Below are 24,015 nucleotides of genomic sequence, written 5' to 3'. Positions count from 1 at the left end.
GCACGACCAAATCTCCATATTTTTATAGCTTCTTGCGTCAGCCCAATGTTGATTTCAGATTGAAAAGCAATCGAAAATCAATACGGGCGAACGTAGGCAGCTCCTTAAATTGCAGCAAACGCAGTCGCCAACGAGGCATAAGCTGGCGCGGCCCAAGCCAGAGATACCGAGCAAGAGCCGCCTCGCAGCGAAGGTATCGTCCCCCTCCCGATGCAACGCATCGAGAGAGGGGGAAGGCGCGTTGCCCAGGCGGGACCGCCTAGGCAAAGCGCCTCAGGGGGTGCTCAATTACGACCGGTAATCCGCATTGATCGTCACATATTCGTGACTCAGATCGCAGGTCCATACCGTCTGCGCGGCATCGCCACGACCCAGCACCACGCGCACCAGGATCTCCTGCTGCTTCATCACGCGCTGGCCGTCTTCTTCCTTGTAGGAAGGGTTGCGGCCGCCGTCGACCACCACATGCACATCGTCCAGGAACAGATCGATCTTGGTCTGATCCAGATCGGCAATGCCGGCATAGCCTACAGCAGCCAGGATGCGACCCAGGTTGGGGTCGGAAGCAAAAAAGGCCGTCTTGACCAGGGGAGAGTGGGCAATGGAGTAAGCGACCAGACGGCACTCCTCCTCATTCTTGCCGCCCTCGACCTTGACGCTGATGAACTTGGTGGCGCCCTCGCCATCGCGAACAATGGCCTGCGCGAGTTTTTGCGCCACTTCCAGCAATGCGGCTTTGAGCTGCTCGCCTTCGGCGCTGGAGAGCTCCTTGATCTGGGCGTTGCCTGCCTTGTGGGTGGCGATCAGCACGAACGAGTCATTGGTGGAGGTGTCGCCATCAATGGTCACGCGGTTGAAGGAGCCGTCGGCCAGCTCCTTGACCAGGGGCTGCAGCAACTCGGGTGCGATCGCCGCATCGGTAGCCAGAAAGCCCAGCATGGTCGCCATATTGGGGCGGATCATGCCCGCGCCCTTGCTGATGCCGGTGATGGAGACCGTCTTGCCGCCAATGCTGACGCTGCGGCTGAAAGCCTTGGGCAAGGTGTCGGTGGTCATGATGCCTTCGGCAGCACTGGCCCAGTTATCTTCCTTGGCGGCAGCGATGGCCTTGGGCATGCCCGCCACGATGCGGTCCACGGGCAGCTCTTCCATGATCACGCCGGTGGAAAAAGGCAGGATCTGGCCCGCGTTCAGATCCAGCTCCTTGGCCAGAGCCGCGCAGGTGGCACGGGCATTGGCCAGACCGGCTGCGCCGGTGCCGGCATTGGCATTACCGGTGTTGATGACCATGGCGCGGATGCCGGTACCGGCCGCCAGATGCTCGCGGCAGATCTGCACGGGAGCTGCGCAGAAACGGTTCTGGGTGAAGACGCCCGCCACCGAGGCGCCTGCGTCGAGCAGGAACACCGTCAGGTCCTTGCGATTGGCCTTGCGCACGCCGGCTTCGGTAACACCAATGCGAACGCCATTGATCGCCAGCAGATCAGCGGCGACGGGAGCGGAAAGATTCACGGACATTTCTGTATGTTCCTAGAAAAGTAGAAGACACCCCCTGAGCCGCTGCGCGGCTTCCCCCTCTCTCGCCTGGCGGGAGGGGGACGACATCCTCGCTGCGGGGCGGCCCTTGCTCGATGTCTCTCGCCTGGAGCACGCCACTGATTCACAGTCCGCGGGGCAAGTTCGGACTGCAAGCAAAACGTTCCCCATTATCGGAACAAACGGAGGCCTGATCGGACTTGCCGGATTTTGTTGCGCAAAAAGCTGAGTCCCAATGCAAACACGGGCCAAAGCCCGTGTTGTAAATGCAGCTTGAGACGCACTGTCCAAGCCAGAGCCGCCTCACGGCGGGGCCGTGAGTCCCCCTTGGGGCAAGGCGCAAAGCGCCTCAGGGGTCAGGACAGCTTGCCGTGGCAAAGCTTGAACTTCTTGCCGCTGCCGCAAGGGCAAGGGTCGTTGCGGCCCACATGCACGCCCTCGGGCATGGCCAGAGGCTCGGCCAGCATCACGTCGTCTTCGATGCTCATGCCTTCGGTCTCCGAGGGCGAGGCATAGCTCATGTGCTCCAGGCTCTGCGCGCCGCGCTCGTTCATGGCGACGGCGGCTTCGTCCATCTCTTCGCGCGAGCGGACCTGGACCGTCATCAGCACGCGGGTGACTTCGGTCTTGACCTGATCGATCAGTTGGCGGAACAGCTCGAAAGCCTCGCGCTTGTATTCCTGCTTGGGCTGCTTCTGGGCATAGCCGCGCAGGTGAATGCCCTGGCGCAGATAGTCCAGCGCGGCCAGGTGATCACGCCAGTTGGTGTCGAAGCTCTGCAGCAGCACGGCACGCTGGAATTGCGTGAAGTTTTCCTGGCCGATCAGGGCCACCTTGGCGTCGAACAGATCGTGGGCCGCCTTGACGACCTTTTCCAGAATGTCTTCGTCGGTGATGGATTCCGAGCCCGCCACGTCCTGCTGCAAGGAAAGATCGATCTGCCATTCGCTGGCCAGCGCCTTCTCCAGGCCGGGCACATCCCACTGCTCTTCCATGGAATCGACCGGCACGTACTGACGCACCAGATCGGTGATTACGTCCTCGCGCATGGCGGCCAGCATGTCGCCCAGATCGGTCGAGTCCAGAATGTCGTTGCGCTGCTGGTAGATCACCTTGCGCTGGTCGTTCGCCACATCGTCGTATTCGAGCAGCTGCTTGCGCATGTCGAAGTTGCGGGCTTCGACCTTGCGCTGTGCAGACTCGATGGAGCGGGTCACGATGCCGGCCTCGATGGCTTCGCCTTCGGGCATCTTCAGGCGGTCCATGATGGCCTTGACGCGGTCGCCCGCGAAGATGCGCATCAGCTGGTCATCCAGGCTCAGATAGAAGCGCGAGGAACCGGGGTCGCCCTGGCGGCCCGAGCGGCCACGCAGCTGGTTGTCGATACGGCGCGACTCATGACGCTCGGTGGCGATGATGCGCAGGCCGCCCAGCGCCACGATCTTGTCGTGGGCCACTTGCCAGTCGGCACGCAGCTGCTCGATCTGCTGCTGGCGTTCGGTCTCGCTCAGCGCCTCGTTGCTCTCGATGGCCTTGAGCTGCTTGTCGATATTGCCGCCCAGCACGATGTCGGTACCACGGCCGGCCATATTGGTGGCGATGGTGATCATGCCTTCGCTGCCCGCCTGGGCAATGATGTCGGCCTCACGCTCATGCTGCTTGGCGTTGAGCACCTGATGGGGCAGCTTTTCGCGGGTCAGCAGCTGGTCGATGATTTCGGAGTTCTCGATCGAGGTCGTGCCGACCAGCACGGGCTGGCCGCGCTCGTAGCACTCGCGGATATCCTTGATCGCCGCGTCGTACTTTTCCTTGGTGGTCTTGTAGACGCGATCGAGCTGGTCCTGGCGCTTGCTGGGCTTGTTGGGCGGCACCACCACGGTCTCCAGGCCATAGATTTCCTGGAATTCGTAGGCCTCGGTGTCGGCCGTACCGGTCATGCCCGACAGCTTCTTGTAGAGACGGAAGTAGTTCTGGAAGGTGATCGAGGCCATGGTCTGGTTCTCGGCCTGGATGGCCACACCTTCCTTGGCTTCCACGGCCTGGTGCAGACCATCGCTCCAGCGGCGGCCAGCCATCAGACGGCCGGTGAACTCGTCCACGATCACGATTTCGTCGTTCTGCACCACATAGTGCTGGTCGCGGAAATACAGCTGGTTGGCACGCAGCGCGGCGTACAGATGATGCACCAGAGAGATATTGGATGGGTCGTACAGGGACGAGCCTTCGGCGATCAGGCCGGCATGGGCCAGCAGGCGCTCGGCCGCTTCATAACCTTGATCAGTCAGGTAGACCTGATGGGATTTCTCATCAACCGTGAAATCGCCGGGCTTGGTCACGCCTTCGCCCGTACGGGGATCGGCTTCCCCCTCCTGGCGCACCAGATTCGGCACGATCTGGTTCATGGCCACGTACATGGCCGTGTGATCTTCGGCCGGGCCGGAGATGATCAACGGAGTACGCGCCTCGTCGATCAGGATGGAGTCCACCTCGTCGACGATGGCGTAGTTCAGCACGCGCTGCACGCGGTCGCCGGGCTCGTACACCATGTTGTCACGCAGGTAGTCGAAGCCGTATTCGTTGTTCGTGCCGTAGGTGATGTCGGAGTTGTATGCCTGCTGCTTTTGTTCGCGCGACAGATTGGGCAGGTTGATGCCCACCGACAGGCCGAGGAAGTTGTAGAGGCGGGCCATGGTCGTGGCATCGCGGTTGGCCAGGTAATCGTTGACGGTCACGACATGCACGCCCTCGCCCGACAGGGCATTGAGGTACACGGGCAGCGTCGCGGTCAGCGTCTTGCCTTCGCCGGTGCGCATTTCGGCAATCTTGCCGTAATGCAGCGCCATGGCGCCCAGCATCTGTACGTCGAAGTGACGCATCTTCATGACGCGCTTGGAGCCTTCACGCACTACGGCAAAGGCTTCAGGCAACAACTCGTCCAGCGCCTCGCCCTTGGCAACGCGGTCCTTGAACTCCTGCGTCTTGGCGCGCAATGCCTCATCGCTGAGCTTTTCGTACTCAGGCTCCATCGCATTGATGCGAGCGACTGTTTTACGGTATTGCTTGAGCAACCGGTCATTGCGGCTGCCGAACAGTTTGGTGAGGAAATTGGTGGCCATGCGTGCGAAGGCACATTGCTTTTTTGCCTGTTGCGCAAAGCAATGTGTCCAGAATCCCTTGATTGTTGGTCTTCAGATGGGGCCGTCCCTGCGGCAGTCAAGAGCCACACCCGAAATGGGTGAAAAAACCTCCTGACGCACCCCAAACTGGGACAGGACCAAAAAATGATTCTAACCGCGCAAGCCTGCCTTGGCTTTTCGCTACTCCAGAGCACGTATGGGATTGCACTGCGCGCGCAAATAGCCGGCACTGCGGCATTCATTCCCGGCTGAGCTAAGCTCGGGCTTAGCCCCTGCCCAACTGTTTGCCGCTCGCATGACCATTGTTCGCCGCCATCACGCCGTAACTGCCATCAATGCCATGGAGTCTTCTCCCACATTGGCGCGCCTGGCAGCACTGACTCAGGACTCCAGCAACCGGCTCAAAGCCGTTTTACCCCTGGTTCCGCCCATGCTGCGCGCCAGCTTGCAGGCCGGCCCCATTGATGAGGACGGCTGGTGCCTGATTGTGAAAAACAACGCTGCTGCGGCCAAAGTGCGCCAATTGCTGCCGGCCATGGCGGCTCATCTGCGCACCAAAGGCTGGACTGTCAACAGCATCCGCATCAAAGTTCAGGCCTGACAAGACCTTTTTAGAGTCAGAAAAACAAAAAAGGCCTCCGAAGAGACCTATTTGTTTGGTGCCGGTTGTCGGATTCGAACTGACGACCTACCGCTTACAAGGCGGGTGCTCTACCAACTGAGCTAAACCGGCGAAGACTGAATTCTAACGTAGAAATTCAGCCCCAAAAGAAGAATCCTGAAATTTCCCGATCTACCGGCAAAAACGCTGACCGGACTACTTCACACGCTTGAGCGCCGGACGACCACCTGCGGGTGGCGGTGTACGAGGAGCGTCATCTTCGCCGGAAGCTTCTGCTTCCGCCTTGACAGGAACCAGTTGCACCACACGCTCGGCCGAGGACTCCTCACCCGACTCCATCTCGGGCTCGGCATCTTCCATCGATGGTGCATCGCCATCCTCGGGGACTTCGTCCTCCTCGGGCGGGAAGGCCATGCCCTGGCCGGTCTCGCGGGCATAGATGGCCATGACGTTCGCCACAGGCACCATGATTTCCCGTGGCTGGCCGCCAAAGCGTGCCTTGAATTCAACATACTCATTGCCGATCAGCAGGCCGCTGGTCGCGTCATAGCTGATGTTGAGCACGATTTGACCATCACGCACGAACTCCATGGGCACCTGGGTGCTGCGGTCCACGCGCACGGCAATATGCGGCGTCAAACCATTGTCGGTACACCATTCAAACAATGCCCGCAGCAGATACGGGCGGGTTGAAGTCGTTTCAGGGGCTGTCATCTCATTTCCTGACGAATCAAATCCAGAAGATTGCAAAGACAAAAAAGCGGGCAGATGAAGGAAAGCCCTTCAACATGCCCGCTCTGCGCTCATGTGCAATTACTTGCGCATGACCTTTTCAGAGGGAGTCAGTGCTTCAATGTAAGCGGGGCGCGAGAAAATGCGCTCGGCATACTTGAGCAGAGGGGCAGCATTCTTGGACAGCTCGATGCCGTAATAGTCCAGGCGCCACAGCAGGGGAGCAATCGCCACATCCAGCATGGAGAAGTTCTCGCCCATGATGTACTTGTTCTTCAGGAAGATGGGCGCCATCTGGGTCAGGCGGTCACGGATATGGGCACGAGCCTTCTCCAGAGCCTTTTCGTTGCCCTTGACGTTGCGCTCTTCCAGAGCGCTCACGTGCACGAACAGCTCCTTTTCGAAGTTCAGCAGGAACAGGCGCACACGGGCACGGTCCACAGGGTCACCAGGCATCAGCTGGGGATGGGGAAAGCGCTCATCGATGTACTCGTTGATGATGTTGGACTCGTACAGAATCAGGTCGCGCTCGACCAGGATTGGCACTTGACCATAGGGGTTCATCACGGCGATTTCTTCGGGCTTGCTGAACAAGTCCACATCGCGGATCTCGAAATCCATGCCTTTTTCAAACAGCACAAAGCGGCAGCGGTGTGAGAAGGGGCAAGTCGTTCCCGAATAAAGCACCATCATGGTGGAGACTCCTAAAAATCAAAAAGAGTGGGTTGCCCACGGCACCCCACTCTGCACTAACACGGTTTGGCTGCAGACAACTTCTGCACGGCGGCAAAGCCTATTTCACGTCTTTCCAGAACGCGGCATTCAGGCGCCAAGCGATAAAGATGAAGAAGGCCAGGAAAATCAACACGCCCACCCCGATACGGGTTCGGGTGTTCTGAGCCGGCTCCCCCATCCATTGCAGGTAATTCACCAGATCGCCAACTGCCTGATCGTACTGCACTGCGCTCATCTTGCCAGGAGACACCTGCTCCCAACCCTTGAAGACCTGGGTCTTAGTTCCATGGTCGTCATGCTCTTCGAAGATGGCGCGACGCTCACCCTGCAGCTCCCACAGCGCATGCGGCATGCCTACGCTGGGAAAGGCAAGATTATTCCAGCCCGTGGCCTTGGTGTCATCCCTGTAGAAAGTACGCAAGAAGGTATACAGGTAATCAGCTCCCGAGCCGCCCGAGCCGGCACGCGAGCGCGCGATCACGGTCAGGTCGGGAGGGTTGGCACCGAACCACTCCTTGGCTTCCTTGGGATTGATGGCTGCCTTCATGGTCTCACCCACCTTGTCGGTGCTGAACAGCAGATTGTCCTTGATGTCCTGATCGGTCAGGCCGATGTCCTTCAAGCGATTGAAACGCATGAAGGCAGCGGAGTGGCAGCTCAGGCAGTAATTGACAAAGATCTTGGCACCATTTTGCAGGGATGCCGTGTCGCTGGTGTTGACCGGCGCCTTGTCCCAGTGGATGCCGCCTTCGGAGGCTTGCGCAGCACCGGCGATACCCAGGGCTGCAACCAGGGTCAGAATCAGTTTCTTCATTCTTGTTCTCTCCTGCTTCAGTGAGGCTTGAAGGTGACACGCTCGGGCACGGGCTTGGTTTCACCCAAGCGGCTCCACCAGGGCATGAGCAGGAAGAAGCCGAAGTAGAACAGCGTGCCGACCTGCGACACCTTCTCGCCCACCGGCGACGGAGGCTGCACCCCCAGATAGGCCAGGACGACGAAGTTCACCACAAACACTGCATACACATATTTGTGCCAGCTGGGACGATAGCGGATCGACTTGACCGGGCTGCAATCGAGCCAGGGCAGGGCAAACAGGATGATGACCGCACCACCCATGACGACCACGCCCCAGAACTTGGCATCGATGGACAGCATCATGGCGATGGCACCCAGAGCCACGATGGCGACGGCGCCCTTGGCAAAACCGGGCAGGCGCGACTTGAGAATGCCGTAGCCGGCACCCAGCACCACGCAGGCGATCAGCACATACATCATCTCGCTGGTGATGGCACGCAGCATCGAATAGAAGGGCGTGAAATACCAGACAGGGGCAATGTGATTGGGCGTCTTGAGCGGGTCGGCCGGGATGAAGTTGTTGTACTCCAGGAAGTAGCCGCCGAACTCGGGCGCAAAGAACACCACGGCCGAGAACAGGAACAGGAACACCGTCACGCCAAAGATGTCATGCACCGTGTAGTAGGGATGGAAGGGAACGCCATCCAGAGGGCGGCCTTTTTCATCCTTGGGCGCATTCGGGCCCTTGATCTCAATACCATCGGGATTGTTGGAGCCCACGTCGTGCAGCGCCAGCAAATGCGCGACGACCAGACCCAGCAGCACCAGAGGCACGGCGATCACGTGGAAGCTGAAGAAGCGGTTCAGAGTCGCATCGCCCACCACATAGTCGCCACGGATCAGCAGAGCCAGATCGGGACCGACAAAGGGGATGGCGGAGAACAGGTTCACGATCACCTGAGCGCCCCAGTACGACATCTGGCCCCAGGGCAGCAGATAGCCCATAAAGGCTTCGGCCATCAGCACCAGGAAGATGGCGCAGCCGAAGATCCAGACCAGTTCACGTGGTTTGCGGTAAGAACCATACAGAAGACCGCGGAACATATGCAGATAGACCACCACAAAGAACGCCGAGGCGCCTGTGGAGTGCATGTAGCGGATCAGCCAGCCCCAGGGCACATCACGCATGATGTATTCCACGGAAGCAAACGCCTTTTCGGCATCAGGCTTGTAGTGCATCACCAGGAAGATGCCGGTGACGATCTGGATCACCAGCACCAGCAGCGCCAGTGAGCCGAAGATGTACCAGAAGTTGAAGTTCTTGGGAGCGTAGTACTCCGACATATGGACGCGGTACGCATCGAATGCCGTCGGAAACCGGTTCTCCAGCCAGTTCATGGCCTTCGCTCCGGTCGTGGAGTTCGGGTCGATTTGCTTGAATTCGTGGGCCATTGTTCTTGTCTCCCTCAGGCTGCCTTGGTGTCTTCACCAATCAGCAGCTTGGTGTCGGACAGATACATATGTGGCGGCACTTGCAGGTTGTCCGGAGCTGGCTTGTTCTTGAACACCCGGCCGGCCATGTCAAAGGTGGAGCCATGGCATGGGCACAGGAAACCGCCCTTCCAGTCTGCAGGCAGCGAAGGCTGAGGCCCGGCGACGAACTTGTCGGTGGGAGAGCAGCCCAGATGCGTGCAGATGCCCACGACCACCAGGATTTCAGGCTTGATGGAGCGCGCTTCATTGCGCGCATAGGGAGGAGTGAACTCTTCGGGATGACGCGCCGAGCCTGGGTCTGCCAGTTCGCCATCGAGGCCTGGCAAGTCCTTGAGCTGCTCGGGTGTGCGCTTGATGATCCACACCGGCTTGCCACGCCACTCGACGGTGAGCTTCTCACCATCCTTGAGATTGGAGATATCCACCTCTACCGCAGCACCTGCTGCTTTGGCTTTTTCAGAAGGCTGGAAGGAGCTCACAAAAGGGACGGCCGTTGCCACACCGCCCACGGCACCAGCACATGCTGACGTGATGATCCACGTGCGCTTGCTGGAGTCGACTGGAGAGTCACTCATGGATTTCCTCGAAGTACATCGCTTGATTTGGGGTCAACTGCAAATTCTAGCGGCGGGGTTATGGTTATTCCAGCCCCAGTCCGACGTTGACAACGGCCAAAGTCACGCAATACTGCGCTATCTCAAACTCTTAGTGACTGGAACTGCTTATGGGCATGATGCAAGAATTCCGCGAGTTCGCAATCAAGGGAAACGTCATGGATCTTGCCGTGGGCGTGATCATCGGCGGCGCGTTCGGGAAAATCGTTGATTCCGTGGTCAACGACCTCATCATGCCTCTGGTGGGCCTGTTCTTTGGCAAGCTGGATTTTTCCAACCTGTTCGTCGTTCTGGGCACCATGCCCGAAGGAGTTCCTCGTACTCTGGATGCACTGAAAAAAGCCGGCATTCCTGTATTTGCCTACGGCAACTTCATCACGGTTGCAGTGAATTTCGTGATTCTGGCCTTCATCATTTTCATGATGGTCAAGCAGATCAACCGCCTCAAGCGCGAGGCACCTGCGGCACCGGAGCAAGCACCCGCTACGCCTGAAGACATTCAGCTGCTGCGCGAGATCCGCGACAGCCTCAATCGCAAGGCCTGAGATCCTTCAAATCCGATGACTGAAAGCCTGCCGGCACCGGCAGGCTTTTTTCATGGGTGCGAATGCCGTGCACGCCTCCGGGCGGCCACCGCGCGATCTGCCGCGGAGAAACCCCGTCAAATAGCCAGACTGCGGGCCATGTGCACGGCTTCGAGCAGGCTGGCCTCGTCGGCCACGCCCAGGCCGGCAATGTCAAAGGCCGTGCCATGGTCGGGACTGGTGCGTACCAGCGGCAAACCCAGGGTCACGTTGACGCCTTTTTCCACACCCAAATATTTGACTGGGATCAACCCTTGGTCGTGGTACATCGCCAACACCGCATCGAATTCACCCGGGTGATCTGGCGTATTTCGCGCCCGCATGAAGACCGTGTCCGGCGCAAACGGCCCCTGCACATCCATGCCTTCAGCCTGCGCTGCCGCGATCGCCGGGGCAATGATCTCGATTTCCTCACGACCGAAGATGCCGCCCTCGCCCGCATGCGGATTGAGCCCGGCCACGGCAATGCGCGGCGCGCGTCCCAGGCTTCTGCTCAGCGCCTGATGCGTGATGCGCAAGGTCTGCAGGATCTGCGGCCCGGTCACGGCCTCGATGGCCTCGCGCAGCGAGACATGGATGCTGACCAGCACGGTGCGCAGCTCGTCGTTCGCCAGCATCATGCGCACCGGCATCTGTTCCAGCGAAACGCCCGCATGGGCAGCCGCCTCGGCCTGCAGAAGTTCCGTGTGCCCGGGGAAAGTCACGCCTGCCAGATGCAGCGCCTCCTTGTGCAAGGGTGCCGTGACCAGGGCGGCAATCTCGCCACGCAAAGCTGCTTGCGCGGCCCAGACCACACATTGCGCCGCGGCCTGCCCGGCAGCTGCGCAAATCTGGCCATAGGGCTGGGGCCCCGCCAGCCCCGGCAGGTTCAGCAGCGCGACAGCACCTTCCGGAACAGACCAGGCTTCGCCCGGCTCATCGATCACCACCACGGGCTGGGCGATGGCCTGGTCGCCGTCGGCGGCCCGCGCTGCCAGCGCAGTCGCACGGCGCAGAGTCTGCAACTCGCCCACTACAAAGCAGCCGCGCATGGCCTGCGGTGCAGCCCGAAAAGCCTTGGCGATGATTTCAGGCCCTATGCCTGCACAGTCGCCCTGGGTGATGGCAATGGTTTGGGTTGAAGCAATGACGGACATAGGCATCAGAGTCGCCGCAAGCTCCTCTGTTCCCAAGTGCTTGCAGCCATCAAAAGTGAGAAACGAAGGTCCAGGTCCGGATCAGGCCGGGTTGTCGATATCGATGAAGCAGTGCTCCAGCCCGCACTCCCGGGCCACATGGGCCGCCACGGCAGGCGCGCCGTAGCGCTCAGTGGCGTGATGGCCGGCAGCGATAAAGCTCACGCCCATCTCTCGCGCCAGATGCATCTGGGGCTCGGAGATCTCGCCAGTGATATAGGCATCGGCGCCGGCGGCAATCGCGGACTCGAAAAAGCCTTGAGCACCTCCAGTACACCAGGCCAGCTTGCGAATCGGCCTGCGCTCTTGCGCACCGGCCAGCGTCACCTTGCGCCCCAGCACGCCTTGCACATGTTCGGCCAGAGCGGCGGCATCGGCAAAGTCCACATCGGCCAGCCAGCCCAGATTCTGATCGCCGAATGCGGCCTGTCCCTGCACGCCGAGCCTGGCACCCAGTTGCGCGTTATTGCCCAGTTCGGCATGGGCATCCAGCGGCAGATGATAGGCAAACAGATTGATGTCATGCGCCAGCAGCAGGCGGATGCGCTCCTTGAGCCAGCCCGTGATGCGCCCATCCATGCCGCGCCAGAACAGGCCGTGATGCACGAAGATGGCATCGGCCCCGGCCTCGATCGCAGCTTCGATCAGGGCTCGACTGGCCGTCACACCGCTGACGATGCGGCGAATCTCGCTCTTGCCTTCGACCTGCAGGCCGTTGGGTCCGTAGTCCTTGAAGCGTTCGGGCTGCAGCAAGGCTTCGAAGGCCTGCAACATGTCTTGGCGGGTGGTCATCATGCCCATGATTGTCGCACCCTGATTGTTTCAAAGTAAGGAGCATCTATCGCATGCCGTACAAGCATTTCAACACTGAAAATTGCTGAAAATGTTTAACAGCATGCGACAGCAGCTATGCTTTTGAAGTGAACAGACTTTGGTACTGGTCACGCAGCAGGTTTTTCTGCACCTTGCCCATGGCATTGCGCGGCAGCTCCGCCACGACAAAGCAGCGCTTGGGAATCTTGAAGTTGGCGAGCTGCGCTTTCAGCAGCGCGACGATCGCCTCGCTGCCGGGCGAATGCCCCGGCCTGGCGACCACCACCGCCACACCCACCTCACCGAAATCCGGGTGCGGCACACCGACCAGGGCGCTCTCAGCCACACCGGGCATGTCGTTGATAAAGCCTTCGACCTCCGCCGGGTAGACGTTGTAGCCGCCGCTGATGATCAGATCCTTGCTACGACCCACGATGGTGATATAGCCGCGCTCATCCACCCTGCCGACGTCGCCGGTCCTGAACCAGCCGTCTGCAGTGAACTCCTGCGCCGTTTTTTCAGGCATGCGCCAATAGCCTTTGAAGATATTGGGTCCGCTGACCTCGATGGCACCGACTTCGCCCGTGGGCAGCGGCTGCCCGCTGTCGCCCGCCACGCGTACCCCCACACCGGGCAGCGCAAAGCCCACGGTGCCGCCGCGGCGCTCGTCCTGCCCGCCGTGGCGAGCATCGGGACCGTAGGGATTGGAGGTAAGCATGATGGTCTCGCTCATGCCATAGCGCTCGAGAATGGTGTGGCCGGTGCGCTGGCGCCATTCGCCAAAGGTTTCGATGAGCAGCGGTGCCGAGCCCGAGATGAACAGCCGCATCCGGCTGGCCGCCGCCCTGGTCAGCGTCGGCTCGGCCAGCATGCGCACATACAGCGTGGGCACGCCCATGAACACGGTGGCGCGCGGCATGGCCGCGATCACGGCCCTGGCATCAAATTTCGCCATCCAGATGATCTTGCTGCCATTGATCAGCGCGCCATGGATGGCGACGAACAGCCCGTGCGCATGAAAGATCGGCAAGGCGTGGATCAGCACGTCGCCGCCCTGCTCGCGCGTGCGCCAGCCCCAGTACTGCTTGAGCATGAGAGCGTTCGAGAGCAGATTGCCATGCGAGAGCATCGCTCCCTTGCTGCGCCCCGTGGTGCCGCTGGTGTAGAGAATGGCAGCCAGATCGTCGGCCTGGCGCGGCACAGGCGCATGCTCCTCGTCGAAGCGCAGCGCCTGCTCCAGCAGGCTGCCGTCCCGCGCTTCGCCCAGCGTGAAGACATGCTGAGTGCCGCAGTCCGCCGCCACCTTTGCCACCCAGTCCGCATTGGCGGGCGTACAGACCACCACGGCGGGCTCGGCATTGCCGATGAAATATTCGATTTCGGCGCTCTGGTAGGCAGTGTTGAGCGGCAGGAACACATGGCCGGCGCGCAAGGTGGCCAAATACAGCATCAGCGCCTCGACCGATTTTTCCACCTGCACCGCGATACGGCTGGCGGCGGGCAGATCGAGCGAGGCCAGTAGATTCGCCATGCGTGCGCTCATGCGGTCCAGGTCGCGCCAGGTATAGAGAAGCGGCGCGTCGGCCGACACCTGGGGCGATACGGCCTCGATGGCGACCTCGTCCAGATCGGCCGGGAAAGCCGCGCGCAGTGCGGCGAACATGTTCATGTCAGACATATGGATAACTCTCTTTGCTAGAAACCGCTTCATTGCCCCGCCATGGCGCGCTCGGCCACGGCTTTTTGCTTCTTGCCGTCGGCCTGGGCCCAGGTCTCGAACTCCTGGGGCGATGCCGAGGGATAGGCCACGACGCCCTGCTTTTCGAGCTTGGCCTTGACTTCCGGATCGCTCAAGGCCTGGCGGCTGGCCTCGAACAGCTTTTGCGTGATCTCCCTGGGCAGCTTGGCCGGCCCGTAGAGACCGAACCAGAGCGTGAAGTCCGCCCCATTGATGCCGGACTCCTGCATGGCCGGCAGATCGGGAAACAGCTGTGAGCGCTGGGCCGTGGTCACGGCCAAGATGCGCAGCTTGCCGCCAGCGGCCATCGGCATCACCGAGGGCGGCGTCCCGAAGGTCATGTCCACGTCACCCGCGCCCACGGCCTGGATCGAAGGCGCGCCACCCTTGAACGGCACATGCAGCATGTCGATGCCGGCGGCATGCGCAAACGACGCACCGGCCAGATGCGTGACCACTCCGGTGCCGGACGAGGAATACGTCAGCTTGCCGGGATGCTTGCGGGCCTGCTCGATCAGTCCGGCCACCGTTTTCTCGGGAAAGTCCTTTTTCACCGCAAGCAGCATCGGCGAATCGCTCCAGCGCATGATGGGCGTGAAGCTCCTGACGCCGTCATAGCGCGCACTCTTGTAAAGAATCTGGTCCGTGCCATACAGATTGGCTGAGCCCAGCAGCAAGGTGTAGCCGTCGGCTGGCGCCCGCGCCACCAGGTCCGACGCAATCGTCGTGCCTGCGCCGGGGCGGTTGTCCACCAGCACCGACTGATTCAACACCCGCCCCAGTTTTTCACTGACGATGCGCGCCACCGCGTCGGCGCCACCGCCGGGCGGAAAGCCCACCATCAGCGTGATGGGCCGCGACGGATAGCTGTCTGCCAGCACCAGCGCGCTGGCGCTCAGCAGGCAGGCCGATACCAATGCTTTCTTGAACATGCTTGTCTCCTTGGTGGAAGGTATGGATGTTTTTCGGCGGCAAGCCGGTGCTAGCAACCCCTGAAGAGAGGCGTGCGCTTTTCGCGCCAGGCCAGGCCGCCCTCGCGCAGATCCTCGGACTCCACCGAGCGCTGCACTTCGCGCGCAATCGCCTCTGGATCATGGCGACCGCAGGCAATCAGGTTCAGGTGTTTTTTCATGCCAAACAAGGCCAAGGGCGCCATCGCTCCCAGCGTCCCGGCCAGACTCGCCACGGTCTCTTCAAGCTCCGTTTGTGCCACCAGATGCGTCAGGAAGCCGCAGGCCTTCATCTGCTCGGCATCCAGGCGCTCGCAGCTCAGAAACAGGCGCTTGGCGGTATCGAGCCCCAGACGGCTGACATAGCGCTCCAACCCCGAGGCATAGAAATGCAGGCCCAGTCTTGCGGCGGGCATGAACATGTCCGCCGCCATCGAACCCACGCGAAAGTCGCAAGCCAGTGCCAGATCAGTTGCGCCGCCGTATACGCCCCCTTGAATGGCGGCAATGGTCACCGCGCGGCACTGCTCAACCACGTCCACCATCTCTCCGAAGCTGCTGCCCTGACTCTGGCTGTTTTCGATTTGTGATATATCGTAGCCACTGCAGAAATGCCTGCCTTCGCTACGCAACACCAGCACCCGTACATCCTCCCTCTGATTGACGCATGCTATGCATTCAATGAGTACCGGCAAATCATCGGGCGCCAGACGGTTCGCCACCGTGGGGCGCTGGAGTGTGATGGTTGCCATACAGTCCTGGAAATCCAGTCTTGGGTTCATGCGTATCAGAAATATGAATAGATATATCTAATATTAAACAATGAAGCCAAAACATCCACCAACGGCAGAAACCCTAGACGCGCTCAGCATGCAGGACCGCATACGGCTGGCACTGGAGCAAGACCTGCGCAACGGCGCATTGCGGCCGGGCGCCGCCATCGACGAACAGGCGCTGTGCGAGCGTTTCCGGGCTTCGCGCACGCCAGTACGCGAAGCCCTGCTGTTGCTATCTGCCAAGGGGATGGTGAGCATTCTTCCGCGCGTTGGCATCTACGTGCGCCACCTCGATCCCCGTGAGCTGATTGCGATGATGGAAGGACTTGCCGAACTGGAAGGCGTGCTGGCGCGCCTGGCGGCCAGGCGCATCAACTCGGAGCAGAGAACGCAGCTGCAAGCGGCTCTGGCGCAGACGGCAGCCCATGCGCGTACGGCCGACTCCATTGCCTACGAACAGGCAAATGCCAGACTGCACGATTTGATATATCAGTCTAGCGGAAACACATTTATCGTCGAGCAAACCCGTGAGGCCAGACTCAGGGTCGCCCCCTACCGCAGCAAGATGTTTGAAAAGCCGGAGCGCCTGCTGCACTCCCAGGCGGAGCATGAAACCGTGGTGAACGCCATTCTGGCCGGCAACAGCGAAGTCGCTGCCGAGGCCATGCGCAACCATATCTCGGCGGGCGGGAGCGCCTTTGCCGACATGGTGCTGAGCACCGTCTCCGCGCCCGCCATGCAGCCACGCCGCCGCAAGCGCGCGAGCGGCGAAAAAAAAGGCAGCCACTGCTGACTGCCTTTTCTCATTCGCTGTGCAGACTCACCCTCTGCGCGGCTTCCAGCCCTTGCATGCCAGCGGCCAAAAGCCCATGGCCATGCCCAGCACGCCCATGACCGCCACATAGTGGGCAGGCGCCATCACATCCACCTGCTGCCATACGGACACCAGCATCGGTGTCAGGCCACCGAACACGGCATAGGCCATATTGTAGGAGAAGGACAGACCGGTGAAGCGCACTTCGGGCGGGAAGGCCCGCACGCCCACCACGGGCAGCAGCGAGATGGAGCCCACGAAGAAGCCCACGGTCGCATAGTTGCAGATCAGCGAAGCTTCGTTGCCAGGCAGGTTCAGGTAGAACAGATAGGCTGTGGCCGTCATGCCGCCCCAGCCGATGAGCATGGTCAGCTTGGTGCCGATCTTGTCGGACAGCCAGCCCCAGAACACGCAGCCTATGGTCAGCGTCACGGTCGCCACGGCATTGGCCTTCAGGGCCATCGCAGGCTCGATGTGGAACACCTTTTGCAGATAGGCCGGCGTGAACAGGATCACCACCACGATCGCCGTGGACAGTACCCAGGTCATCAGCGCCACGACAACGCAGGCTTCCCTGTGGTCGCGCAAGATGGTCTTGATCGGCAGTTCGCGGTCAGCGGCCTTGCGGGCCTGCAGTTCCTGGAAGATGGGGGTCTCGTGCAGGAACTTGCGCAGATACACCGACACCAGACCGAAGACACCGCCCAGGATGAAGGGCAGGCGCCAGGCCCAGTCGTGGATCTCGCCCTGGCTGTAGGTGCTGTTGAGCCAGACCCCGATGATGGAGCCCAGGAAAATACCGCCGGTAATGCCGGAGGTCAATGCGCCGATCGCAAAGCCGTAGCGCTTTTCGGGAGCATGCTCGGCGACGAACACCCAGGCGCCGGGCATTTCACCGCCGATGGCGGCACCTTGCATCACGCGCATCAGCAGCAGCAGGATGGGAGCGGCCAAGCCTATGGTTTCATAAGTCGGCAGCAGGCCGATGACCAGCGTGGGCACGGCCATCAGGAACACTGACAGCGTGAACATCTTCTTGCGACCCAGGATGTCGCCGAAGTGGGCAATCAAAATGCCGCCGATGGGGCGCGCCAGATAGCCGGCAGCGAAAATACCCAGCGTCTGCAGCTGGCGCATCCACTCCGGCAGTGAGGCTGGAAAAAACAGGCTGCCAATCACATTGGCAAAAAAGACGAACACCACGAAGTCGTAAAACTCCAGCGTTCCGCCCAGGGCCGATAAGCCCAGGGTCTTGTAGTCCTCCCGGTTCAGGAGACGATTCGTCGCTGCAGCCGGCGCGTCAGCCGATGCAGCGTGGTCAAGCGTAGTCATGGTGTTTCCTAGATCGAACAACAGGACAGCGCGGATAAGGCCGCTGATCACGGGTCAACGTGCAGTGGCAGACCGATTGCGGCGGGCTTCAGATGCAAAGCCACACCAAACTGAATATGGGCACCTTGTGGGCAGTCACTTCAGTAACGGCGGCGTAAGCGCAGTCGAAAAAACATTCTAGGGTTTTCACTCATATATCCCGGACGCATAAAACTTTAGATGCTTGCAGTCCTATAGCCATAGGCCCTGCATTCTGCAAAGCTTTGCGTTATGCATTTGCTTGCAAGCAAATGTTCGCTTCGACGCTTGGCGCAGCCATGCTTCACAATGTGGGCTTGTTCCCCTCACTACCTATACGCATTACATGAAACGCACCTGGCTGCTGTTTTCGCAGGTCGTCACCGTGCTGGTGGCTATCTATTTTGTAGTGGCTACCCTACAGCCCACTTGGCTTCAGCGCGGAAATATCCGTAGCAGTGCCGGTGTTTCACTGCTGCAGGCTCCATCCACTCCAGCGGGTGAAGTCGCTCCCGGCAGCTTTGCGCCTGCCGCGCGCAAGGCCTCGCCCGCCGTGGTCAGCATCAACACCAGCAAGGCGGTACGCCACCCGCGCGCCAACGACCCGTGGTTCCAGTTCTTCTTTGGCGATCAGGGTCCGCAGGAGCAATCTGGTTTGGGTAGCGGCGTCATCATCAGTCAAGATGGCTACATCCTCACCAACAACCATGTGGTGGAGGGCGCCGACGATATCGAGGTCACGCTGACCGATAGCCGTCAGGCCAAGGCCAAGATCATAGGAACAGACCCCGAGACCGATCTGGCCATTCTCAAGATCGAGCTCGACAAGCTGCCCGTCATCGTGCTGGGCAACTCCGATCAGGTCGCTGTGGGTGACCGCGTGCTGGCCATCGGCAACCCCTTCGGCGTGGGCCAGACAGTGACCAGCGGCATCATCAGCGCCCTGGGCCGCAGCCAGCTGGGCATCAACACCTTCGAGAACTTCATCCAGACCGACGCGGCCATCAACCCCGGCAACTCCGGCGGTGCGCTGGTGGATGCCAACGGCAATCTGCTGGGCATCAACACGGCCATCTACTCGCGCTCTGGCGGCAGCATGGGCATCGGGTTCGCGATTCCCGTCTCCACTGCCAAGATGGTGCTGGACGGCATCGTCAAGGACGGCAAGGTCACGCGCGGCTGGATCGGCGTGGAACCCAACGAGCTCTCGCCCGAGCTGGCCGAGACCTTTGGCGTCAAGGCCGATGCCGGCGTCATCATCACCGGCGTGCTGCAGGCCGGCCCCGCCGCGCAGGCCGGCATGCGCCCCGGCGACGTGATCGTCAAGGTGGGCGAGACCGCGACCCGCAATGTCTCCGAACTGCTGACGGCCGTGGCCTCGCTCAAGCCCGGCGAAGCCGCCAAGTTCGATGTGCGCCGTGGCGACAGCGAAGTCGTGCTGGACATCACTCCGGGAGCCCGCCCAGCAGCCAGCACCTTGCAGCAGCAGAGCCGCCCACGCCGCTGATTGCAGCGCCAACAAACCGAAAAGCCAGCGCCAGCCGCTGGCTTTTTTCATGCTCCGGCCCGCTCTGCAAGCCGCAGCGGCACCATCAGTACTCGTCAGAAAATACGGCTCAAGCGCTTGCTGGGAAAGCACCGGCAGCTATCAAAACAAAAGCCCTTGAATTGCTTCAAGGGCTTTGCAGGAGGTCGGGGCGCAGATCAGTGGCCGTCTGTGGATTTTTCCACCTCTGAGCCCGTGCTTTCGTCGGCATCGGGCGCACGCGATACCCGGCTGAACCAGCCGGCCCCCAGAATGCCGATCTCGTAGAGCAGGCACATGGGCAAGGCCAGGGCCAGCTGAGAGATCACATCGGGCGGCGTGATGACGGCAGCAATCACAAAGGCCAGCACCACGAAATAGCCGCGGAAGGCCTTGAGCTTCTCGATCTCCACCAGACCAAAGCGCACCAGCAGCATCACCACGATGGGCACCTGGAAGGCCGCGGCAAAAGCGATGTAGAGCGACAGAATCGCTTCCACGTACGAGGCGATGTCGGGCGTGGCTGCCACGCTGGCCGGCGTGAAGTGCTGGATGAACTTGAACATATTGCCCAGCACAAAGAACTGTACGAATGCAATGCCGGCATAGGCCAGCAGGCTGCCGAACAGGATCAGCGGCAAGGCGAATTTCTTCTCGTGGCTGTACAGGCCCGGAGCCACAAAGGCCCAGATCTGGTACATGATCCATGGCAACGCCAGCAGCACAGCCACCATCATCAGCACCTTGAGCGGCACGAAGAAGGGCGAGAAAACGCCCACCGCAATCAGCTTGGCGCCAGGCGGCATGTGCTCCTTGATGGGCAGGGCGATGAAGTCGATCAGGCCGTCGGGGCCCGGCCAGAACATCAGCAGCCCGACGCCGATCAAAACGCCATACAGGCTGTAGAGCAGGCGATCACGCAGCTCCATCAGGTGCTGGACAAACGGCTGCTCCGTGCCGGCGAGTTCGTCTTCTTTAGAGGGTTCGGACATGGTGCAAAACCGCGTCGGAGCCTGATCGGCTCCTCACGCTTGGGAAACAACAACGCCCGCGGATCACGGGCAAAGAGCGACATGCGGGCAGCCAAGCCGTCCCCCTGGGGCCGGCCATGGCCGACCTTGCGGCCGGCAGGCTGCTGAGCTGCATGTTCAATGGAACTTCTTGGGGCGAAAGCGCGCCACGCGTGCCGCACCCGACTGGACCTTGCTGCGTACCCCGGCACGGGCCTTGTACCACTGGGGCACGGCACCGCGCTTGACGCGCCAGTTCTTGCGCGGATGGCGATAGCTGGGCACCACGCTGCTGTGCGTATCCAGACCGGTGTAGCCACCTTCTGCGTCATAGGAGCCGAAGGACGAAGCCGAAGTCATGTTCGAGTCGTCGCGCAGGTCCTTGGTCGCATCGCTCCAGTCCTTTTCAAGATCGGAGGCCTGATTGCGCATGCTGGACTCCACGTCCCGTGCGGCAGTCTCGACCGTGTCCTTCATCTTGCGCAACTCATCGAGCTCCATGGAGCGGTTGACCTCGGCCTTGACGTCGGACACATAGCGCTGTGCCCTGCCAAGCAAGGTGCCCACCATGCGGGCCACGCGCGGCAGCTTCTCGGGACCGATGACCACCAGGGCCACGGCACCGATCAGCGCCATTTTGGACAGGCCAATATCAAACATCTAAATGTCAGTCCTGCCGCGATCAGCTCTTTTGCTTGGCTTCCACGTCGATGGTGGCCTTTTCGACGGCCTGCTGGTTGGCCACTTGGCCGGTCGTAGCGTTGGCGTCGGCGTCAGTCGCACCGTCCTTCATGCCGTCCTTGAAGCCCTTGACGGCACCGCCCAGGTCGGAGCCGATGTTCTTGAGCTTCTTGGTGCCGAACACCAGAACCACGATGAGCAGCACGATCGCCCAGTGCCAGATAGAAAACGAGCCCATGAGAATCTCCTAGAAATTGCAAACCATTTTAGACGGGGCTTGTGACAGATACGAATCAATCACCCAAAAAGCCTGCAGCGCACAGCTCTATCGCCGGGTGCAGGCCTGCGCTAGGCCTGATCAGCCCTTGAGCCAGGGTCGCGGGCCGCCCATGACGTGCAGGTGCAGATGGTGCACTTCCTGCCCGCCTTCGCTGCCGGTATTGACCACGATGCGGAAACCGCCATCGGGATAAGGGTTGCAGCCCTGCTCCATCGCCAGCCGGGGAGCCAGCGCCATCATGCGGCCCAGCAGGGGCGCATCCTCGGCGCCGACCTGGGCCATGGAGCGAATGTGCTTCTTGGGAATCACCAGGAAGTGCACGGGCGCACCGGGGTGAATGTCATGGAAGGCGAACAGTTCCTCATCCTCATAGACTTTGCGCGAAGGAATCTCCCCCTTGGCGATTCGGCAGAAAATGCAATTGGCGTCGTAATCGTGGTCGTGCATGGTCTCTTGTATCTACGGTTCAGTACTCCCAACGCCCTGCCCTGCCCATGACCCGGGAAGCCAGAAAGCAGGCAATGGCGTCGCCCCCCCTGCGGAGGCTATCCCCTATTCTCGTTGAATCGAAGCGTCTGCTTGACGCCAAGGTGCTCGCGGTTGAGCTGCAGCCATTGCTGGCCGCGCTCACGCCCCAGCTCGAACAGCTTGCGCACCATGCCCATGTCTGCACGCACCTTGCTCGAGGCACCGAAGGGCTTGAGCACGGAGCCGCCATCGATGCGGTGCATCAGCACATGCTTGTAGCGTTCGGGGTCCAGGCGCTTTTGCTCCAGCAGCTTGACCACGAACTCGATGGCCCGCAGCTCGGCCAGCAAGCTGGCGTTGAAGGTGATCTCGTTCATGCGGTCCATGATCTCGCGTGCCGTGTCGGGCGAGACATCGGACTCCTTGGGATTGATCTGCACCAGCAGGATGTCCCGGCTCCGGGTCTCGTAGATCAGCGGATACAGGGCCGGATTGCCCGAGAACCCGCCATCCCAGTAGCACTCCCCGTCAATCTCCACCGCCTTGAACAGCTGCGGCAGGCAGGCCGAGGCCATGATGGCGTCTGCCGTCACCTGCTCGCCCTTGAAGATCTTGCCGGCGCCCGTGCGCACATTGGTGGCGCAGATGAAAAGCTTGGGCACCACGCTGGGGTGCTCGGGATGTGCCAGCGCCTCGAAGTCCACCACCCGGGTGAGCAACTGTCGCAGCGGGTTGATATTGAGCGGATTGGTCTGATAGGGCGACAGAAACTGATTGAGCACGCCCATGAACTGCTTGCTGCCCGGCAACGGCGCGGCCCAGAAGATCTTGCCCACGCTGCCCATGGTGCCCACGCCCTCCCACAACTCGCGCAGAGACTGGCGCGCCAGTTGCCGCCCGAGGTAACGGGCATCGTCCGCCTTTTTTTCCTGCGCGGCCGCCTGCGCGAAGCCATGGGCCAGCGCCACGGCATTCATGGCACCGGCGCTGGTGCCGCTGATGCCTTCGAAGATCAGGCCGTCATCGTCCAGCAATGCGTCCAGCACGCCCCAGGTCAGCGCACCATGCGATCCCCCGCCCTGCAAGGCCAGGTTGAGGGTATGGGAAGTCTCTGCAGCCATGGCACGATCCTGTGAAGGTTGATGAACCAAGTGAGGAGCCAGCGACTCATGAAAACCAGAAGGCAGGACGGATGTCATGCCCGATCCTGGCTTGCACAAGTCCTGAAGCTTATCCAGCACCGCGAGCATTGCACAGGCCCTGCACCCGTGTCAGCCTGCGACCTCGAATCTGTTGCAGTGCAACAAAACCGCTTGCCAAAACAAAAAAGCCCCGGCCGTAAAGCAGGGGCTTGGGTGTCTGGCAAGTTCGGCTCAGGGCTGGATCGCGCGATTCTTGTTCATGGCGATCATGCCACTGACGATCCGGTAGAGGAACCAGATGGAGATCAGCACCCAGGCGGGGTTGAAGATCAGGAGGCCCAGCAGGAAGAACGGGAAGGTCACGGCATAGAGCACGATGGCCCAGAGCACGCTGCGCAGGCGCCAGGAAAAATGGCTCTCCTGCCAGGTGCCGCGCGCATCGTCGCGCTTGACCAGATCGATGACGACTGCAATCAGCAACAGCAGCACACTGACCTGCGCGCCCGGCAGCACCGCAGCCACGGCCACGATCAGGTGCAGCAGATAGCTGACCCAGCCCCAGGCCTTCAGGCCCTCGACCTCGGTAGAGCTGCTGCTGTTTACATCGATGATGTCGCGATCGTCATTCATGCGCTTCCTCCTTATTGCTTGGCCGCCCCTTCCTGAGCAGCGCGTTCCTGGGCCTTGCGCAGGGCTTTCTCCTCCAGACCGCTGGTGCCCTCGCGGCGCTCCAGCTCGGCCACCACCTCTGCAGGCGTCAATCCGTAGTGCGACAACGCAATCATGGAGTGAAACCACAGATCCGCCACTTCATAGAGGATCTTGCCCTTGTCCGCGCCATGATCGACATCCTTGGCGGCCATGACGACTTCGGTTGCCTCTTCGCCGATCTTCTTCAGAAAGGCGTCGGGCCCCTTGTGCAGCAGGCGCGCGACATAGCTTTTCTCGGGATCGCCACCGTTGGCGACCTTGCGGCTTTCGATCACGGCGGCCAGACGGGCCAGTGCGCCCTCGACCGACGCGGTGTTTTGTTCAGACATGACT

General features: G+C 61.0%; 24 protein-coding genes and 1 tRNA gene. 4 read left to right on the top strand and 21 right to left on the bottom strand.

The window, feature by feature from the left end; translation table 11 throughout:
- Positions 1–288: 288 nt before the first annotated feature.
- Positions 289–1,518, bottom strand: coding sequence for a bifunctional glutamate N-acetyltransferase/amino-acid acetyltransferase ArgJ (argJ, locus tag F0P97_RS04175; RefSeq protein WP_182285736.1), 1,230 nt, complete (start codon positions 1,516–1,518; stop codon positions 289–291).
- Between the two features lie 374 nt (positions 1,519–1,892).
- Positions 1,893–4,652, bottom strand: coding sequence for a preprotein translocase subunit SecA (gene secA / locus F0P97_RS04170; RefSeq protein ID WP_182285735.1), 2,760 nt, complete (start codon positions 4,650–4,652; stop codon positions 1,893–1,895).
- Between the two features lie 316 nt (positions 4,653–4,968).
- On the opposite strand from secA, the gene F0P97_RS04165 reads away from it, so the two are divergent.
- Positions 4,969–5,274 carry a hypothetical protein gene (locus tag F0P97_RS04165; RefSeq protein WP_182285734.1) on the top strand — a complete coding sequence of 102 codons (306 nt, stop codon included), beginning with the start codon at positions 4,969–4,971 and terminating at the stop codon, positions 5,272–5,274.
- Positions 5,275–5,330: 56 nt separating this feature from the next.
- On the opposite strand, the gene F0P97_RS04160 is transcribed toward F0P97_RS04165, so the two are convergent.
- The 6 genes from F0P97_RS04160 to petA form a co-directional block, all read right to left on the bottom strand.
- Positions 5,331–5,406: transfer RNA gene (locus F0P97_RS04160), tRNA-Thr, on the bottom strand.
- Between the two features lie 84 nt (positions 5,407–5,490).
- A complete protein-coding gene (locus tag F0P97_RS04155; protein WP_182285733.1) occupies positions 5,491–6,009 on the bottom strand; it encodes a ClpXP protease specificity-enhancing factor in 519 nt (172 codons plus the stop codon).
- A 99-nt stretch (positions 6,010–6,108) separates the two neighbouring features.
- Positions 6,109–6,720: a glutathione S-transferase N-terminal domain-containing protein gene (locus F0P97_RS04150; RefSeq protein ID WP_003058564.1), complete on the bottom strand. Its 612-nt coding sequence runs from the start codon at positions 6,718–6,720 to the stop codon at positions 6,109–6,111.
- 100 nt (positions 6,721–6,820) lie between these two features.
- Positions 6,821–7,576, bottom strand: a complete 756-nt coding sequence (locus F0P97_RS04145; protein WP_003074021.1) for a cytochrome c1 — start codon at positions 7,574–7,576, stop codon at positions 6,821–6,823.
- Positions 7,577–7,593: 17 nt separating this feature from the next.
- Positions 7,594–9,009, bottom strand: coding sequence for a cytochrome b (locus tag F0P97_RS04140; protein WP_003062172.1), 1,416 nt, complete (start codon positions 9,007–9,009; stop codon positions 7,594–7,596).
- Between the two features lie 14 nt (positions 9,010–9,023).
- Entirely contained in the window at positions 9,024–9,626 is a 603-nt protein-coding gene (gene petA / locus F0P97_RS04135; RefSeq protein ID WP_182285732.1) for a ubiquinol-cytochrome c reductase iron-sulfur subunit, read from the bottom strand.
- Positions 9,627–9,775: 149 nt separating this feature from the next.
- Here petA and mscL point away from each other — a divergent pair, with 149 nt between their 5' ends.
- Positions 9,776–10,210 carry a large conductance mechanosensitive channel protein MscL gene (gene mscL, locus F0P97_RS04130; RefSeq protein ID WP_003058572.1) on the top strand — a complete coding sequence of 145 codons (435 nt, stop codon included), beginning with the start codon at positions 9,776–9,778 and terminating at the stop codon, positions 10,208–10,210.
- Between the two features lie 116 nt (positions 10,211–10,326).
- Here the strand turns inward: mscL and pdxA are convergent, their stop codons facing one another.
- The 5 genes from pdxA to F0P97_RS04105 form a co-directional block, all read right to left on the bottom strand.
- Positions 10,327–11,385, bottom strand: coding sequence for a 4-hydroxythreonine-4-phosphate dehydrogenase PdxA (pdxA, locus tag F0P97_RS04125; RefSeq protein WP_182287101.1), 1,059 nt, complete (start codon positions 11,383–11,385; stop codon positions 10,327–10,329).
- Between the two features lie 81 nt (positions 11,386–11,466).
- Entirely contained in the window at positions 11,467–12,225 is a 759-nt protein-coding gene (locus tag F0P97_RS04120; protein ID WP_182285731.1) for a Nif3-like dinuclear metal center hexameric protein, read from the bottom strand.
- Between the two features lie 106 nt (positions 12,226–12,331).
- The gene (locus F0P97_RS04115; protein WP_182285730.1) at positions 12,332–13,915 is read right to left on the bottom strand and encodes a malonate--CoA ligase; all 1,584 of its coding nucleotides are present in this window, start codon (positions 13,913–13,915) and stop codon (positions 12,332–12,334) included.
- A gap of 29 nt (positions 13,916–13,944) precedes the next feature.
- Positions 13,945–14,907, bottom strand: coding sequence for a Bug family tripartite tricarboxylate transporter substrate binding protein (locus F0P97_RS04110; RefSeq protein WP_182285729.1), 963 nt, complete (start codon positions 14,905–14,907; stop codon positions 13,945–13,947).
- 50 nt (positions 14,908–14,957) lie between these two features.
- Positions 14,958–15,707 carry an enoyl-CoA hydratase/isomerase family protein gene (locus tag F0P97_RS04105; RefSeq protein WP_182285728.1) on the bottom strand — a complete coding sequence of 250 codons (750 nt, stop codon included), beginning with the start codon at positions 15,705–15,707 and terminating at the stop codon, positions 14,958–14,960.
- Between the two features lie 88 nt (positions 15,708–15,795).
- Here F0P97_RS04105 and F0P97_RS04100 point away from each other — a divergent pair, with 88 nt between their 5' ends.
- Positions 15,796–16,494 carry a GntR family transcriptional regulator gene (locus F0P97_RS04100; RefSeq protein WP_182285727.1) on the top strand — a complete coding sequence of 233 codons (699 nt, stop codon included), beginning with the start codon at positions 15,796–15,798 and terminating at the stop codon, positions 16,492–16,494.
- Positions 16,495–16,521: 27 nt separating this feature from the next.
- Here F0P97_RS04100 and F0P97_RS04095 read toward each other — a convergent pair whose 3' ends face one another.
- Positions 16,522–17,847, bottom strand: coding sequence for an MFS transporter (locus F0P97_RS04095; RefSeq protein WP_182285726.1), 1,326 nt, complete (start codon positions 17,845–17,847; stop codon positions 16,522–16,524).
- Positions 17,848–18,211: 364 nt separating this feature from the next.
- Between F0P97_RS04095 and F0P97_RS04090 the strand changes: the two genes are divergently transcribed.
- On the top strand, positions 18,212–19,372 hold the full coding sequence (locus F0P97_RS04090) for a Do family serine endopeptidase (RefSeq protein WP_182285725.1): 1,161 nt from the start codon (positions 18,212–18,214) through the stop codon (positions 19,370–19,372).
- 197 nt (positions 19,373–19,569) lie between these two features.
- Here the strand turns inward: F0P97_RS04090 and tatC are convergent, their stop codons facing one another.
- From tatC to F0P97_RS04055, 7 genes are all read right to left on the bottom strand, one after another.
- On the bottom strand, positions 19,570–20,382 hold the full coding sequence (tatC, locus tag F0P97_RS04085; protein ID WP_182285724.1) for a twin-arginine translocase subunit TatC: 813 nt from the start codon (positions 20,380–20,382) through the stop codon (positions 19,570–19,572).
- Positions 20,383–20,538: 156 nt separating this feature from the next.
- Positions 20,539–21,060, bottom strand: a complete 522-nt coding sequence (tatB, locus tag F0P97_RS04080; RefSeq protein WP_003062149.1) for a Sec-independent protein translocase protein TatB — start codon at positions 21,058–21,060, stop codon at positions 20,539–20,541.
- A 22-nt stretch (positions 21,061–21,082) separates the two neighbouring features.
- On the bottom strand, positions 21,083–21,319 hold the full coding sequence (tatA, locus tag F0P97_RS04075) for a Sec-independent protein translocase subunit TatA (protein WP_182285723.1): 237 nt from the start codon (positions 21,317–21,319) through the stop codon (positions 21,083–21,085).
- A gap of 120 nt (positions 21,320–21,439) precedes the next feature.
- Positions 21,440–21,808, bottom strand: a complete 369-nt coding sequence (locus tag F0P97_RS04070; RefSeq protein ID WP_182285722.1) for a histidine triad nucleotide-binding protein — start codon at positions 21,806–21,808, stop codon at positions 21,440–21,442.
- A 98-nt stretch (positions 21,809–21,906) separates the two neighbouring features.
- A complete protein-coding gene (locus tag F0P97_RS04065; RefSeq protein ID WP_182285721.1) occupies positions 21,907–22,950 on the bottom strand; it encodes a patatin-like phospholipase family protein in 1,044 nt (347 codons plus the stop codon).
- 252 nt (positions 22,951–23,202) lie between these two features.
- Positions 23,203–23,601 (bottom strand): DUF4870 family protein, encoded by a 399-nt coding sequence (locus F0P97_RS04060; RefSeq protein WP_182285720.1) that lies wholly within the window; start codon positions 23,599–23,601, stop codon positions 23,203–23,205.
- A gap of 11 nt (positions 23,602–23,612) precedes the next feature.
- Positions 23,613–24,011: a phosphoribosyl-ATP diphosphatase gene (locus tag F0P97_RS04055; protein WP_003062137.1), complete on the bottom strand. Its 399-nt coding sequence runs from the start codon at positions 24,009–24,011 to the stop codon at positions 23,613–23,615.
- Positions 24,012–24,015: the final 4 nt, after the last annotated feature.

The organism is Comamonas testosteroni, assembly GCF_014076415.1.
GTDB lineage: Bacteria > Pseudomonadota > Gammaproteobacteria > Burkholderiales > Burkholderiaceae_C > Comamonas > Comamonas testosteroni_F.
This window is presented reverse-complemented; position numbering and strand designations above follow the sequence as displayed.